This window comes from Stenotrophomonas sp. YJH_SMC_21 (assembly GCF_059369555.1).
Genome location: NZ_JCAFSU010000010.1, coordinates 1 through 15,173, shown reverse-complemented (window position 1 = coordinate 15,173; position 15,173 = coordinate 1). Strand labels below are relative to the sequence as shown.

Below are 15,173 nucleotides of genomic sequence, written 5' to 3'. Positions count from 1 at the left end.
CCGCTCTGGTAGAGGCCAACCTTGGTTGGCCCTTCTGCGGCACCGCGCGCAGCGCGTGCCAACCAGAACCATGGCATCAGTAGATCCACGCCATGCGTGGATGAAGCTATATCGCGCAACGCGTGCCGACCAAGATTGGCACCTACCGGGGAACGGTGGGCCACTCGCGCAGCACCGACACCGGCACGCCCATGCGCGCACAGGCGCGGCTGGCGAGGCCATCGGGCAGCGCACGGCGGAACAGCGGCGCCATGCCCTGCATCAACTTCGCTGAAGCGGCCGCCTGCGCACGCTGGCGGCCGCTGCGTTCAAGCATGCCTTCGGCCCAGTCCGGCAGCAGTGCCGCACCGGCGCCAAGGAACACCTCGCGCGACAGCCCCGGCACCGGTACCGGCAGGCGCACGCCGGACAACACCTCCAGCACTTCACGCGAGCGCTCGTCCACACGCAGCTCCGGTTGCCGCGCGCAGAAGTACGCTGCCACCTCGGCTTCACTGCGCGGCACATCCACCGCACCCAGTGCCTCGGCCACGCGGCGGTACTCGTCGTAGTAGCGGTCGGCGATGTGCGCCGGCACCTCGCGCCCGTAGCGACGGAAGCCCTGCAGGAAACCAAACGCCTCAGTCACGTGCACCCATGTCAGCAGTTGTGGATCGTCCGCCGCGTAGGGCTCGCCCTGCGCGGTCTGGCCGCGGATCCGTGCATGGATGCGGCGCACCTTGGCCACCAGCGCCTCTACCTCCCCGCTGGGTGCATAGCTGGTACCGGCGACAAACGCAGTGGTGCGACGCAGGCGACCCACCAGGTCCTGACGGAAATTGGAGTGGTCGTAGACCCCGGCCAGCGCGCGCGGATGCAGGGTCTGCAGCATCAGCGCACACAGGCCCCCGGCCAGCATCGAGGGGAACTCCGCGTGCAGGCGCCAGGTCACGCTGTCAGGTCCAAACCAGCCCGGGTCACCCAGCGGCTGGTCGTAATCGATGCCGCTCTGGCCACGCGGGAAGGCCTCCAGTACCCAGCGCCGGATCGGCGCGGTGACGGGGCGGGAGAGTCGCTGCAGCAGAGCCGGCATCACAGGTCCAGGAAAAGCGAAAGGGTGGCCGCGAGTTGCGCGGTCGGCCCCGATTCTGGGCGATCACGACGCCGGCGGCGAGTCTTCGCACGCAGCCACGGTTTCATGTGCGGCCGCAGCACATTTCACCCTGCGACATCCTGTCGCAGGCTCCGGCCTCGATGCTGCGATGCAGCAACATTCACCGATTCAGAGAAGGCCCTTACGCGGCTTGGCATGGCGCCCATTGCACGGCTCGCTGGAAGTGCTAGAACTGGACCCGCCACACCGTCCAATGCTGATCGACGCACGTTCCACAAGGAGCCAGCCATGATTGCTTTGTTCAAGGGTTTGGGAATTCTGCTTCGCGACAACGAGCTCTACAGCAGCCCGTTCGATAAACAGGTTGCGCATTGGCGCAATCTCAGCGAGCAGCAGATCCGCGATGAAGTAGCCGTGCTGGCCCAGGCCAAGTGCCAATGGCTGATCGCCTCGATCGTCGGCTGGCAGGCGGCCTCGCTGCTGATTCTTGGCCTGATCGCCAACTACCTGTGGCGTGACGACTTCCATATCACGTTCACCCGCGTGGTAGTCGTGTTCGGCTCGTGGGTCTCGATCCTGTTCGTGATCTGGTTCATGGCCAACATGTTCGATCAGCAGGCCGGTTTCGAGCGCTGGATGAAGGCGTTCAACAGTCGCGCACGCATCAGCTCCAAGGCCGACAGCGTCGAGCACGTGGCCGAGGCACTGGACCTGGCCGAGCATTACCCGGAAGTGCTCGATTACAAGCAGGCGGTCACCGCCAAGCGCGAGCTGCGCCACGAGGACATCCGCATCATGACCGAGATCGGGCGCATGAAGCAGCACTCCGAACTGGTCGGCCGCCTCAACCACGTGGGCGAGAACGAGCACCACCACGACCTGACACTGCAGCCTGCCTACTGACCCTTCAGGGAAGCGGGGGGACCCACAATGCCGCCGTGATCACTCACGGTGGCATTGTTCTTTCCGATCCTCGCTGACGCACTGGGCGAAGCCCTTCGGCAGGTCCCTGAACTCCTGGGTGGTGCCGACCGCCAACGCGAACGACCGTATCGGCGCTTTCGCACACGCCGCGTCCGGACGACAGGCCGGGTCCAGCAACAGGTAATGGCACTGACCGCTGCGGCTGGCCATGCACTCAAAACGCGCCACGCCGTCCACTACCGTGCGCTTGCTGTACAGCGTGTCCACGCCATTGGCAGTGGTGCGGGTGATCGCGGTTTCGGTGGACTTCTGGCAACCGGCAAGCGCCAGTGCAGCGAGGGCTGCAAGCAGGAAAGGACGCATGCAATGCTCCTGGTAGCGGAAAGGTGCGGTGCGGCTACATGCCGCGGAACAGGCTCATGAATGGTTGGCTGACCACCAGTGTTTCCGTCCGGCCCCGCAGCCGCAGCACGCCGCGCCCGGTATCGTCGCGGCTGACCGCCGCCACCGCCTTCATGTTGACGATGGTCGAGCGGTGGATCTGGCGGAAGTGCTGCGGGTCGAGTACTTCCAGCAGTTCGCGCAACGGTGTGCGCAACAGGCTCTCGCCGGCAGCGGTGACCACGGTGGTGTACTTGTTGTCGGCACGGAAGTAGGCGACATCTTCCAGCATGATCAGCTGCGTCTCGCGGCCGTTGCTGGCGGTGATCCAGGCCAGCGGCGGGCGCTCGGCAGCACCCTGCGATGGACCCAGCCGCTGCAGCAGGCGTTCAAGCACGGCGTCATCCTGGCGCGTCGATGGCAGCCGCGACAGGATGCGCTCACGCGTCGCCAGCAGGCGTTCGTCACTGACCGGCTTCAGAAGGTAATCCATCGCGCCCTGCTCGAACGCGTCGATGGCGTACTGGTCATAGGCGGTGACGAACACCACCTGGGTGCGCGGGCTCAGCTCGGACAGCGAGCGCGCAACTTCGATGCCACTGATGCCGGGCATGCGGATGTCGAGGAACGCGATGTCCGGCTGCGTCTCGGCCAGCTGCTCCAGCGCACTGGCGCCGTCCTCGCACTCGGCCACCAGCTTCAGCTCCGGCCACAACCGGCGCAGCTGTTCCACCAGTGACTGCCGCAGCAGTTCCTCGTCTTCGGCAATGAGGGCTTCAAGCGGCATGGCTGCGCTCCTTGTGTGTCTGCGGCAAGGTCATGGTTGCGGCCACACCGCTGGGGAAGTTGGCAACGATCGCCACGCCGGCCTGCTCGCCACAGGTCAGGCGCAGGCGTTCGCGCAGGTTCTTCAGGCCGATGCCGGTGCCGCTGGTGCCCTGGCCGAAACCGAGCCCATCGTCGGCCACCGTCACCGTCACATGGTCATCGAACCCACGCGCCAGGATCCAGATCGTGCCACCGCCGGGCTTGGGTTCCAGGCCGTGCTTGATCGCGTTCTCCACCAGCGTCTGCAGTGCCATCGCCGGCAGGTGCACGCCATGCAGCTCATTCGGTACCTGCACTTCCACCGCCAACCGTGCGCCCATGCGGATACGCAGGATCTCCAGGTAGGCGCGCGTGCGTTCCAGCTCCACGCCCAGCGTCGACACCGACTCGTCCACCTGCGGCAACGAGCTGCGCAGGTACTGGATCAGGTGGCCCAGCATCTGCTCGGCACGTGCCGGGTCGGTGCGGGTCAGCACCTGCGCGTTGGCCAGCGTGTTGTAGAGGAAGTGCGGCTCCACCTGCGCATGCAGCAGGTTCAAGCGCGCGACCGACAATTCCTTTTCCACCTGGGTCTGTTCGGCGGCGGCCTGCTCATCGCGGCGCTGGTCGGCCACGCGGCGGCTGATCGCGCGGGTAACCGCTTCGGCGTTCTCGAAGTTGCTGCCCTCATCCAGCGCCAGCAGATCGGCCCACCAGCCGGCATCCGGTTCGAACAGCAGAGTGACGGTACTGGTGCCCTGCCCCGGCGTGACCGTCGCCAGCACGCTGTTGCGCTTGATCGCCAGCCGCGCCGGCAGGTTCCAGCGCGAGGGCTGGCGGCCATTCCAGAGGTCGACCCGGCGCACGTAGGCGCGCACCTGCAGGCTGCCGGCCGAGCTTTCCACATCTTCCACGCGCGGAAGTTCGGCAATCGCCGCTTCCACCACCGCATAGGCCTGGCCGGCATCCATCGGCAGTTCCACCTGGCGGCGCTGGCGCCCGGACAACGTGGTCGAATCCAATCGGCCGGCCACCAGCCAGACCCGGCGCACATGGGTGATCGCGCTGCCCAGCGCGGAGATCATCAGGAACATCGCCAGCAGGCCGAACACCCAGCCCGGGCCATCGTTCATGCCGCTGAAGATGCCGCTCCAGACCATGCCGGCGACAACCAGCGCGGCGGCCCAGGCCAGCAGGTGGCGGATCAGGAGAGAGAGGCTGGCGAACACGGCGGCGCCTTGGAGGAAGGGGGTGAGCCGAGCATAGGGCGGCCCGCCGGGCAAACAAGCGGGCTGCGACGAAGGCCGGAAAAGTGGGGATGGAAAGCCATCTGGTAGTGCCGGCCGCTGGCCGGCTCCCCACTTTCTCCGCATGCATCACAGGGATGCCGGCCAGCGGCCGGCACTACCCGGGAGGCGCCGGGCGAACCCGGCGCATGCCCTTACTTGCGCTGGTCGGCGCTGGCATCACGAACGGCGCGGAACGATTCGTCCTTGCTCCAGTTCGGCCAGCTGCGCGTGTTGGCCAGCTGGTTGCCGAGCGTGTACAGCACTTCCAGGTCGCGGGCGGCACCGGCGAACACCCAGTCCGGCTGCCATTCGTCGCCCTGCTGGTGGTAGCGCTTGGCGGTGTAGTCCTCGGAGGCCTTCTTGCCTGCGGCCACGCCACCGTTCACCCAGTCCTGGCCGGCCGACCACGACAGCGCCGGCACGCCACGCTTGGCGAACGGGAAGTGATCGGAGCGGAAGAACAGGCCGGCTTCCGGCTTCGGGTCCGGGGTGTAGCGGATATCCCAGCCCTTGGCCACGTCCTTCAGCTGGTCCAGCAGCTCGAAACGCGCGGCACCGTAGATGCCGAAGTCGCGCGACGGCCCGAACGGCGCCATGCCGTCCATGTTGATCACCGCCACGGTCTTTTCCAGCGGATACAGCGGATGGGTGGCGTAGTACTCCGAACCCAGCAGGCCCTTTTCCTCGGCGGTGACCGCCAGGAACAGCACTGACCTCTCCGGACGCTTGGCCTTGGCGAAGCCACGGGCCAGTTCGATCAGCGAGGCGGTGCCGCTGGCGTTGTCCAGTGCGCCATTGAAGATGCGGTCGCCACGTGCGTCGGGCTCGCCCACGCCGATGTGGTCCCAATGCGCGCTGTAGACGATGGTCTCGTCCGGGTGGTGGCTGCCTTCCAGGCGCGCGGCCACGTTGTGCGAGGTGATCACTTCGGTCTTCACCGCGTACTTCGCGTCCAGGCTGGCGCCGGTCAGCGGCACCGGGGTGAAGTCGCGCTGCTGCGCCTTCTTCTTCAGCGCCTCGAAGTCCTGCCCGGCCGAGCGGAACAGCTCCACGGCCAGGTCGCGCTGGATCCAGCCTTCCAGCAGCGGGTGGCTGTCGGCCGGGTTGTCGCGCACCACATCGAACATGGTGTTGGTGTTGGAGCCGGCCACCGTCGCCCAGCCGTACGACGCCGGTGCGGTCTCGTGCACGATCAGCACGCCCAGCGCACCCTGTCGGGCGCCTTCTTCGTACTTGTAGGTCCAACGGCCGTAGTAGGTCATGCCCTTGCCGTCGAAGTCACCCTGGCCGGTCTCGAAGTCCGGGTCGTTGATCAGCACGACGGCGATCTTGCCCTTCAGGTCCACGCCCTTGAAGTCGTCCCAGTTGCGCTCCGGGGCCTTCACGCCGTAACCGAGGAACACCAGCGGGGCCATGCTGATGTCGACGTTGCTGGCCCCGTTCATGGCGGCGCGCACGGCAATCTGCTTGCCCTGTTCCAGCGGCAGGGTCTTGCCGCCCTGGTGCAATGCCAACTGCGGCGCGCCGACGATGTCGCCCTTGCGCAGCGGCACGGCCTGGGTCCACAGGCGCTTGCCGTCCTTGAGGTCACCGCCCGGCTGCAGGCCGGCGTCGGCGAACTGCTTGCTGAGGAAGGCGATGGTCTTTTCTTCGCCGGCGGTGGCCGGGGAGCGGCCTTCGTAGGCGTCGGAGGCCAGTTCCTTGACGTCGGCGGAGATCCGCGCGCCGTCGAATTTCGGGGTGGCCGCCATCAGTGCGCTCGACACCGACAGGGCCAGCAGGCCCAGTACTACTCGTTTCATTGCTCTCTCCAGCAGGAAATCCTTCTGGAGTGTAATGGGATTCGGCAGGGCTGCGCCCTGCACCTGCCGATGCCAGGGCAACAGCATCAGCCGAAGCAACAGCAACAGCAGAAGCAGGCATTCGGTGGGATGGCGGGGTGGGTCCGGTTGCGGGGGACGCCGCAAACCCGTCCTTGGGGGCTTGGCCGCGGCATCCATGCCGCGGACACCCCCGCAACCGGACCCACCCCGCCTTCGACAGCTTCCCGGTGCTGTTGGTAGGTGTCGACCTTGGTCGACACGCATGGAAAACACGAAGGGGTCAGATCCCTTTCCCGGCGGGAAAGGGCTCTGACCCCATCGGTGTGTTGCTTGAACCTGTTACCAGTTCGGGTCTTCTGCCGGGGCGGCGGCCGCCTTGGGCTTCGGCTTGGCGGCCGGGCGTGCGGCAGCTGCGGGAGCGGCCGAGGCAGTCGCACCTGCGTCGGCGGCGGCCGGCTTGCTGCCCAGCTTCTGGCGCAGTTCGATCTGGCCCGGACGGAAACCGCCGCGCATCGCGTCGACGCCGTCTTCGATGGTGCCGTACGAGGTCTGTGCAGCGACGCGGTCGATGCGGATGGTGCAGCACGGGTGTTCGCTGCGGCCCAGCGAGCGGCCGGTCTGCGGGTCCTTCAGTTCTTCGCCCAGGCGCACGGCCTGCCAGCGCTGGCCGGCCTGCACGGTGTCACCGCCCTGGCTCAGCACCACCTGGTCACCGTCCACCGAGACCACCGACACCGGAAACAGCGTGGTGACGATGCTGGTGCCGATCTGGCCCGACAGCGATTCCATCATCGCCGCGGCCATGTTGCGGCCGTTGACCACGCGTGGCAGGGTGCTGGGGCCGGTCGAGGCCAGCTGGTGGTCGAAGCTGTCGGACATCACCACCTGGCCGGTAGTGGCGTTGATCAGGCGCAGGGTGATGCGGCCGCCACCGGAGTACGAGGTCACCTGGCGGTCGGACATGCGCAGGTTGCGCACGCTGCGCGGGTACTCGAAGCGTTCGATGGTCGGTATCAGGATCAGGTCGGTCGCCAGCTGCTGGCCCACGCGCGCGGTGTCCTGCAGGCGCACGTTGCCGCTGTTGATGTGGTCGATCTCGGCCTGCAGTTCGTCGCCGAATTCGCGGTCCAGCACGATGAAGCGCTGGGTCTGGGTCAGCGTGTCGGACAGGCGCGCACGGATCGCGTCGGCCACTTCATCGGCATCCACGCGGCCATCGCCTACGGCGTAGCTGCCGGCCTTGGTGCGCGGCAGTGCAACCACGATCTTCGGCTTGCCCTGCTCGTCCGGTGCGCGGTACTGGGCGATCTGTGCACGCACGCGCACCTTCCAGTAGCTGCGCATGCTGCGGTGGGTCACGTCGGAATCGAACGAGCTTGCACCACGCTTGGCATCGACGCTGACCTTCTCGTCGTAGCTTTCCCTGACGCTGGCCGAGGCCGAACCGCTCTTGGCCGAGGCTTCGCCGGACGCATTGGCCGACGCCGAGCCCTTGAAGCTCCAGCCTTCATCGCTGGCGCGCACGCGGGCGATGGTTTCCTCGTCCAGCTGCCGCACTTCATCCTGCGACAGGATTTCATAGCCCAGCACCGCGCCCTGCGAGCCGGCGATCATCTGCTGGGTGAACGCGTCGGCGCGGATATCGCCGACGTGTTCGCCATCCACATCCACATGCAGGCCTGCGCGCAGGCCCTGCATCTGGCTGGCCACGCGTACGCCGTTGACCTGCGCCACGGCCGACTGCAGCGCCGCCAGCACCGCCAGTTCCGGGGTGCTGCCGATGCCGTCCGCTTCGCGCGCGACCTGGGTGGTGCCGCCGAAATCCGGCGTGCCACGCAGGGGCGCTGCTTCCACTGGCGCATTGCTGGCCAGTGCACTGGTTGCCTTGTCCTTGGCGGGCGCGGCGGCCGGGGTGTCCTGCTTGCCGCAGGCTGCAAGCAGCGCGGCGGCCAGGCCCAGGCCGATCAAACGGGTTGTCATACGCATGGAGATTCGCCTCGGATCAGATCGAGTCGAGCATCGAGTCGGCGTTGGACGGCACCTTCACCTTGCTCTTCCTGGCGAAGGTCACGGCCGACTTGGTCGAACCGTACAAGCCCTGGATGAAGCCCGGCGATTCCTTGGCCACCCATGCGCCCGCTGCCAGCTTGCGGCCAACGGTGGCCAGCTGGGTCGCGCCCAGGTTCTTCATGCCGGCGGTGAAGCTGCTGGCTTCGCCGCCCAGCTTCTGTGCTTCGGCTGCCGACGCCAGCAGCGAGACCAGGCCTTCGGCGTAGTGCTGCTTGGATTCAGCGTTCAGTTCCGGCTGAGCGGCCTGGCGCTCGTTGATCGCGGCCTGCGCAGCTTCGCTGACCGACACCGACTTCTTCATCGCATCGACGCTGACCGAACCCGACGACAGCGCCTGGCGCTCGGCTTCCAGCAGCTGCACCTGCTCGGCCAGGCCGAAGGCGCGGGCGAACGAAGTCTGGGCCTGCAGCGAGTGCGACTGCGAGCTGACGAAACGACGCACCAGCGCTTCCTGCGCGGCTTCATCCGGAGCGGCGGCGCTGGAGGCGCTGCTGCTGGAGGTGCCGGTGGCGGCACCGGCCAGGTCCTTCAGCTTGCCCAGGCCCGCGTGGGCCGGCATCGACAGGGTGGCGGCAGCGATGGCCACGACAAGAGCGGTATTGCGGATCATATGAGTGTCCTTTGGGAGAGACGGCCGCGAAGCGGCACGTGGGAATCGGTAACCCCAGCGCGATGCCGAGCGAGCTCGGCACCCACCGGGTGGCGGATCAGCGGACTGCCTTGACGTTCAGTTCGTTGATCATCTGCTGGGCGGCCTTCTCGGCAGCCAGCTGCAGGGCATTGGTACGGGCCACGGTTTCATTCGGGCCGGTGCCGGAGAACTGCACCGGGCCCACCGACGACACGGTGCGCGGGAAACGGCCGGTCACATCCAGCACCTTGCCGGTGACCGTGACGAACACGCGGGTGTTGCCGCTGGCCGGATCGCGGTCGCGCATGCCGACGTCGAGGGTACCGACGGCGATGTAGGGGATGTTGGCCGCACGGATGCCGTTGGCGGTATCGCGCAGGGTGGCGGCAGACAGGTCGTTGCCGGTGCTGAAGTCCTTGCGGATGCGCTCGATGCTCAGCAGGCCGCGCGATTCGCCTTCCACGTACTCGGCTTCAACCACTTCGTAGCCGGCGGCGCTGAAGGCACCGGTCATCGCAGTGTTCACTTCAGCGGCGTTGGCCACCTTCCAGCTGATGTTGTCGCTGCGCTGGGTGGTGCTGCCACCGCTGGTGACCGACACCGAACCGTTCTGGTTGATGCTGCCGTTGGTGCTCACCGAGTTGCCACGGAAGCTGTCGCCTTCACGGGTGTTCTCGCTGTAGCTGCTGCTGGCGTCGACGCGGCGGTATTCCTTGTCCTGGAACGACTGCACGGTGTCCTGCGAGCGTGCCATGAACAGGAAGGTCAGCAGCGAACGCTGCGCGGCGGTGGCACCGGCCACGGCCGAACCTGCGTCCAGCTTGGTCTGCAGCAGCGTGGTGTTGATCTCGGCGCGGACAGTGACGGTGTAGGTCTTGGCCTTCTTGTCTTCGGTGTCCGACAGCGGTACGGCACTGAGCACATAACGGTCGATCTCGCCGATGAACTCGGCGCGGCGGGCTTCGAACAGGCGCAGCTTGGCCGCACCGGTTTCAGCGATGTACGCCTCCAGTGCATTGACCTTGGCCTTGTTCAGGGCCTGGGCGCGGGTGTCGGCGCTCAGGCGCAGGCCGTAGCTGGCCGAACCGGTACCGCGCGAACTCGCGGTCTGCGCGGCGACCGGCGAGGCCACCACCAGCGCGATGAGGATGAGCAGGATGGTACGCATCAACGACATGACTTGATCAACTCCTGGAGGGCTTGGGTCTGCTGCTGCAACGGGCGTCCGCCCGGCTTCTGTTCGTCCAGCCATGCGCGCGAATCGGCACGCTTGGCGGCGGCGCCGGCGAAGGCATCGAAGCCGGCCAGCAGGGTTTCGTAGCTGGCCGACCACTGGTCGACCTGCCACTGCGTGACCGGCACCACCTTGGTGGCGCCCTTGCGCAGCGGCTGTTCGAAATAGACCTTGCCGGAGAACGGTTCGGTCACTTTGGCGGTGAAGAATGCGCCGAACAGCATCGTCTTCATCGCCGGGGTTTCATTGATGACGCCGTTCTTCAGCGCATCGACCTGCACAGTGATGACGTAGTCCGGCTCGGGAATCTTCAGCTGGTAGACCTTGCCGTCGGCAAAGCGGGCGGCCATCGCACCACCGATCGCCTGGCCCGAGGCCGGCGGCAGCAGGCCGATGCCGGTATTGGACGACAGCGTCTTGGACAGTTCATGGGCCAGCGTGGCGCGCAGCGGGGTTTCCCACTTCGGGTCGGGCAGCTTGGCGCGGACCGCGTCGGACAGGGTTACGCCACCGACCTGCAGGCGACGCACGGCGGCATCGGGCAGCTTGGCCTGGGCGAGACTGGCGGCCAGCACCTGCGACAGGCTGGTATCGGCGCTGCCGTACAGCAGATCGGCGACGATCGCGTCGATATCGTCGTTGTCCGGCCGGTAATCCTGCACGTCGATGCGCTGCAGGGTCAGCGGATAGGACGCGATCACCTGGCGCTCGCGGAAATCGAAGAACAGTGCCTGCAGGGCCACTTCCACCAGCACTTTGTACTGGTTGCCGATCGGCTCGACCGAGACCAGTTCGCGGTCCAGTGCGGCGGCCAGCACCGTCGCGCTGGTGGTGCCGTCGAGCATCGCCACCGGCTGGTCGATCAGCTCCAGGTTCGCCGGCGGCCGGCGCTTGAGCGCCTGCGCCAGGGTCTGGTTCAGCGGGATCAGGCCGCGCTTTTCCAGCACGGCATGCGCATGCGGCGTGGTCGCCTGCACGGCAGCGGCATCCGCGGTATAGGCAAAACCGGCCCAGTAGGCCTGCTGCGATTTGTCAGCCGCCTGCGCGGCCATCGGCCACACGGCCAGGCACAGGGCACAGGCAAGCAGGCGCGCAAAAGCGCGCGATGCGCTCTTCGTCCTTGAATACATCCAACCGCTCCTCGGTCAATACGCACGGAATGCGGACGCTGATGCGTCCGCTGGGCGCGAAACATAGCCGCTCAGGCGCCTGCCGACAAGTGCTGCGTTCGTCGCAGTCACTCCTGGGGCGGCAGTCCGGCCCGTTGGCGCAGCAGGCCCCGCTCCGCCTGGTTCTGGCTGAGTCTGGCGGCTTCGGCAAAAGCCTGACGCGCGTCGAGGTCGCGCCCCAGCGCCTGTAGTATCTCCGCGCGCACCACCTGCAGGGGCGCGTACTCGCGCAGGCGTGCATCCACCAGCAGCGGCTGCAGTTGTGCCCACGCAGCGAACGCGCCCTCGCTGCGCAGCACCGCCACGACCCGATTCAAAGCGACAACCGGCGAAGGCATCACCCGCAGCAACTGGGTATAGAGCGAAGCGATACGTGGCCAGTCGGTGGCTTCAGCCCGACGCGCAGCCGCATGGCAGGCGGCGATGCGCGCCTGCAGTACATAGGGATCATCAGCACCACCGGCGGCCAGCGCGCGGGCCAGCACCTGCTGCCCGCGTTCGATCTGCAGCCAGTCCCAGCGCGCGCGGTTCTGCTGGTCCAGCAGCACCGGCGCGCCCTGCGCGTCGGTCCGTGCCGCAGCACGCGATGCCTGCAGTTCCATCAGTGCCAGCAGGCCCAGCACCGGCGGCACCGGCAGCCGGTGCGCCAGGATGCGTGCGAGCCGCAGTGCCTCCTCGCACAGCGCCGGACGCATCCAGTCATCGCCGGCGCTGGCCGCGTAACCTTCATTGAAGACCAGGTAGATCGCCTCCAGCACCGAAGCCAGCCGCTCGGGCATCGCGTCCGCGCGCGGCACCTCATAGGGCACCTGCTTCTGCGCCAAGGTGCGCTTGGCGCGCACGATGCGCTGGGCGATGGTCGGCTCGGGCTGCAGGAACGCACGTGCGATCTCGACGGTGGTCAGGCCACCGAGCAGGCGCAGGGTCAGTGCCACCCGCGCATCGGCCGGCAGCACCGGATGACAGGCCACGAACATCAACCGCAGCAGATCGTCACCCAGGTCATCCTCCAGCGCCTGGCTGTCATCCGGTGCCGGCAGCGCCGCTGGGTGCAGTTCCTCGCCCCACTGCGCATGCTGCTGCGCCACCCGCTGGTGTTGGCGCAGCACATCGATGGCACGGTTGCGCGCAGTGGTCATCAGCCAGGCTCCGGGGTTGTCCGGGATGCCCTGTTCCGGCCAGCGCTCCAGCGCGGCCAGCCAGGTGTCCTGGGCCAGCTCCTCGGCACGGCCGACATCGCCCCCGAGCAGCCGCGCCAGGCGCGCGATCAACACCGGCGACTCCATCCGCCAGAGGGTTTCCAGACGCTGCGTCAGTGCGGGATCGGGCATGCGCCGATCACAGCACGCACGCCCGGCCCGCACAAGCGCCGCAGCTCACGCTTCAACAATCGGCTTGAAGCCACCCCAGAACATGCGCCTGGTATCGAACGGCATGTCCTTCGGGCCCAGCGACGCCAGCCGCGGGTCGGCCATTACCCTGGCGTTGATGCGGTCGCGCGCCGCGCGCGAACGGAACACCACGAAGGCGACGATCACCGTTTCGCCCGGCTTTGCCTTGACCGCACGCGGGAACGAGGTGCTCTTGCCCGGTTCCACATCGTCAGCCACGCATTCCATGTACTGCAGCGCGCCATGGTCCTTCCACACCGCACCGGCCTTGCGGGCAAGGCGGCGGTAGGCCGCCACCTTGTCCTGTGGGCACGGCAGCACGTAAGCATCCACGTAAGCCATGAGGGTTCTCCCTTGCGGCGGCCGTCAGCCCGGCTCGCCGTCCATGTGTGCGATTTCCCAGAGATGGCCATCCAGGTCCTGGAAGCCGCGCTGGTACATGAAGCCGTAGTCGCGCGCCGGCTGCGGTTCGCTGGCACCTGCAGCCAGTGCCTTGTCCACCAACTCGTCAACTGCCTTGCGACTGGGGGCCGAGAGCGCATTGATCACTTCCGTGTGAGTGTGTGCATCGGCAATCGGCTTGTTGGTGAACTGCTGGAAAAAAGGTTGGGTCAGCAGCATCACGTAGATGCTCTCGCTGATGACCATGCCAGCCGCATCGTCATTGGTGTAGGTGGGATTGAAGCTGTAGCCCAACGCGGTGAAGAACGCCTTCGACTTCCCCAGGTCCTGCACGGGCAGGTTGACGAAGATCATCTGCGGTTGTGGTGCGCTCATCGGTGAAGCTCCTTGTGGATGACAAAAAGGGGGATCAGGGCTGCTTCATGCAGTTGACCATCCACGGCTTGCCGTAGCGGTCGATCAGCATGCCCCAGCGGTGGGCCCAGAACGTTTCGGCAATCGGCATCTGCACCTGGCCACCCTCGGCCAGTGCAGCGAACACGCGTTCGGCTTCTTCGATGCTGTCGACGTCGACATTGATGGTGGTCGAGCCACCCTCGCCGCCGCCGGGACCGTCGGCCGCCATCACGATGGCGCTGCCGATCTCCAGCTGGCTGTGCGCGACGTGGTCGAGGGTTTCCGGCGGCATTTCGTTGCAGCCCGGCGAGCCGTCGGAGGGCGGCATGTCGCGGTACTTCATTTCCGAGGTGACCTGGCCACCCAGCGCCTTGGCGTAGAACGCCATCGCCTCATGGGCCTGGCCGCTGAAGCCGAGGAAGGGAATCAGTTTCATGGCAATACTCCGTTGTGCGGTTCTAGGGCAGTAGTGCCGGGTCGTGCCCGGCAGGGAGATGAATCGGGTCAACCTTCCAGCTGTGCACGCAGACGCTGTTCCTGCTGCTGTAAGTCGGGGGTGAAGGCTTCACCGAAGTCTTCGGCTGAAATCAGCGGACGCAGCTCCAGCGTGCCGCCACTGTTGAACGGCGCACGGCTGGCCCATTCAACGGCCTCCTCCAGCGACCGCACCTCCCACAGCCAGAAGCCGGCGATCTGTTCGCTGGCAGGACCGAACGGACCGGCCTCGACCTTGGGTGCCCCGCCGCCGAAATGAATGCGACGGCCGCGCTGGGTGGCGTGCAGGCCTTCACCGGCCAGCATGATGCCGGCGGCCACGAGTTGCTCGTTGAAGGCGCCCATTTCGGACAATTCCTGTTCACTGGGCATGCGGCCGGCTTCGGAGTCGGCGTTGGCCTTCACGATCACCATCACTTTCATTGCGGTCTCCCGTGGGGACGCGTGGTGCGTTCCCTTCATTGGGTACAACGAACCAGGGGGCTGGGAATCGACACGTCTGTTGGAAATTTTTTTCTTGCGCGGAAAGCGCGCCTTCGGCGGAGGTCGGCGAACGGCGGAGCCCCTCCGTGGTGGGGTTGGGTTGGTCGCTGAAAGCTCGGGTTCATGGGTTTGGCCGGGTGGGGAGGCAGGGCAGGGGACGCTGCAAGTACGTCCATGTAAGCTCGGTCGCCGCATCCATGCGGCTCACGCCCCTGCCCTGCCTCCCCACCCGGCCTTGGACAGTTTCCTGCCTCCGGCACGCACCACGGGAAGATCAAGAAAAAAGGCAAAAGCAAAAGCAAAAACAAAAACAACGGCGATTGGCTGGCGGCCTCGGCCTCGGCTTTGCGAGCGAAGCGACCCGCTTTTGCTCTTGTTTGTGATTTTCCGTGGTGGATCAGCTGCAGAGATCTGTCCAAGGCCGGGTGGGTAGGCGGGGCGGGGGTGTCCGCGGCATGGATGCCGCGGCCAAGCCCCCATGGTGAAGTGACCCCCGAGACTTGGACGGGGTCAGGCGGCCGATTGGGCCCGCTCCCGGTACTCTACCGGGCTCAGACCTTTCAGTTTCAGTTTGATGCGCTCCTG

General features: G+C 66.6%; 16 protein-coding genes. 1 reads left to right on the top strand and 15 read right to left on the bottom strand.

The annotated features are described in order from the left end of the window. Nucleotides 1-142: 142 nt before the first annotated feature. Nucleotides 143-1,072 (bottom strand): oxygenase MpaB family protein, encoded by a 930-nt coding sequence (locus tag AC5P67_RS13700; RefSeq protein ID WP_049395678.1) that lies wholly within the window; start codon nucleotides 1,070-1,072, stop codon nucleotides 143-145. Nucleotides 1,073-1,381: 309 nt separating this feature from the next. On the opposite strand from AC5P67_RS13700, the gene AC5P67_RS13695 reads away from it, so the two are divergent. Next, entirely contained in the window at nucleotides 1,382-1,996 is a 615-nt protein-coding gene (locus AC5P67_RS13695; protein ID WP_014645784.1) for a hypothetical protein, read from the top strand. Between the two features lie 39 nt (nucleotides 1,997-2,035). Here the strand turns inward: AC5P67_RS13695 and AC5P67_RS13690 are convergent, their stop codons facing one another. The 14 genes from AC5P67_RS13690 to AC5P67_RS13625 form a co-directional block, all read right to left on the bottom strand. Beyond that, complete coding sequence (locus tag AC5P67_RS13690) at nucleotides 2,036-2,380, bottom strand: hypothetical protein (protein ID WP_012479013.1); 345 nt, start codon at nucleotides 2,378-2,380, stop codon at nucleotides 2,036-2,038. Between the two features lie 34 nt (nucleotides 2,381-2,414). After that, nucleotides 2,415-3,185 carry a LytR/AlgR family response regulator transcription factor gene (locus AC5P67_RS13685; RefSeq protein WP_005407897.1) on the bottom strand — a complete coding sequence of 257 codons (771 nt, stop codon included), beginning with the start codon at nucleotides 3,183-3,185 and terminating at the stop codon, nucleotides 2,415-2,417. Continuing rightward, nucleotides 3,175-4,434, bottom strand: a complete 1,260-nt coding sequence (locus AC5P67_RS13680) for a sensor histidine kinase (protein ID WP_005407896.1) — start codon at nucleotides 4,432-4,434, stop codon at nucleotides 3,175-3,177. Before AC5P67_RS13680 ends, AC5P67_RS13685 begins: the two co-directional genes overlap by 11 nt. Nucleotides 4,435-4,646: 212 nt before the next feature. Beyond that, nucleotides 4,647-6,296, bottom strand: coding sequence for a M28 family metallopeptidase (locus AC5P67_RS13675; RefSeq protein ID WP_111193893.1), 1,650 nt, complete (start codon nucleotides 6,294-6,296; stop codon nucleotides 4,647-4,649). A 360-nt stretch (nucleotides 6,297-6,656) separates the two neighbouring features. Next, entirely contained in the window at nucleotides 6,657-8,303 is a 1,647-nt protein-coding gene (locus AC5P67_RS13670) for a CsgG/HfaB family protein (RefSeq protein WP_100438820.1), read from the bottom strand. Between the two features lie 16 nt (nucleotides 8,304-8,319). Continuing rightward, a complete protein-coding gene (locus tag AC5P67_RS13665; RefSeq protein ID WP_012479008.1) occupies nucleotides 8,320-8,997 on the bottom strand; it encodes a hypothetical protein in 678 nt (225 codons plus the stop codon). A 97-nt stretch (nucleotides 8,998-9,094) separates the two neighbouring features. Beyond that, a complete protein-coding gene (locus AC5P67_RS13660) occupies nucleotides 9,095-10,195 on the bottom strand; it encodes a hypothetical protein (protein ID WP_005407892.1) in 1,101 nt (366 codons plus the stop codon). After that, nucleotides 10,186-11,382: a hypothetical protein gene (locus tag AC5P67_RS13655; RefSeq protein WP_329754783.1), complete on the bottom strand. Its 1,197-nt coding sequence runs from the start codon at nucleotides 11,380-11,382 to the stop codon at nucleotides 10,186-10,188. The genes AC5P67_RS13660 and AC5P67_RS13655 overlap by 10 nt, the downstream gene beginning before the upstream one ends. A gap of 107 nt (nucleotides 11,383-11,489) precedes the next feature. Beyond that, nucleotides 11,490-12,752 (bottom strand): RNA polymerase sigma factor, encoded by a 1,263-nt coding sequence (locus AC5P67_RS13650; protein ID WP_049395632.1) that lies wholly within the window; start codon nucleotides 12,750-12,752, stop codon nucleotides 11,490-11,492. A 45-nt stretch (nucleotides 12,753-12,797) separates the two neighbouring features. Then, nucleotides 12,798-13,154 (bottom strand): DUF1428 domain-containing protein, encoded by a 357-nt coding sequence (locus tag AC5P67_RS13645; RefSeq protein WP_005407889.1) that lies wholly within the window; start codon nucleotides 13,152-13,154, stop codon nucleotides 12,798-12,800. A gap of 24 nt (nucleotides 13,155-13,178) precedes the next feature. After that, entirely contained in the window at nucleotides 13,179-13,589 is a 411-nt protein-coding gene (locus tag AC5P67_RS13640; protein WP_005407888.1) for a VOC family protein, read from the bottom strand. 34 nt (nucleotides 13,590-13,623) lie between these two features. Continuing rightward, the gene (locus tag AC5P67_RS13635) at nucleotides 13,624-14,046 is read right to left on the bottom strand and encodes a VOC family protein (protein ID WP_005407887.1); all 423 of its coding nucleotides are present in this window, start codon (nucleotides 14,044-14,046) and stop codon (nucleotides 13,624-13,626) included. Between the two features lie 68 nt (nucleotides 14,047-14,114). Beyond that, nucleotides 14,115-14,528 carry a YciI family protein gene (locus tag AC5P67_RS13630; RefSeq protein WP_099530483.1) on the bottom strand — a complete coding sequence of 138 codons (414 nt, stop codon included), beginning with the start codon at nucleotides 14,526-14,528 and terminating at the stop codon, nucleotides 14,115-14,117. 570 nt (nucleotides 14,529-15,098) lie between these two features. Further along, nucleotides 15,099-15,173: IS3 family transposase (locus AC5P67_RS13625; protein ID WP_338322609.1), on the bottom strand; the 75-nt coding region annotated here is incomplete at its 5' end.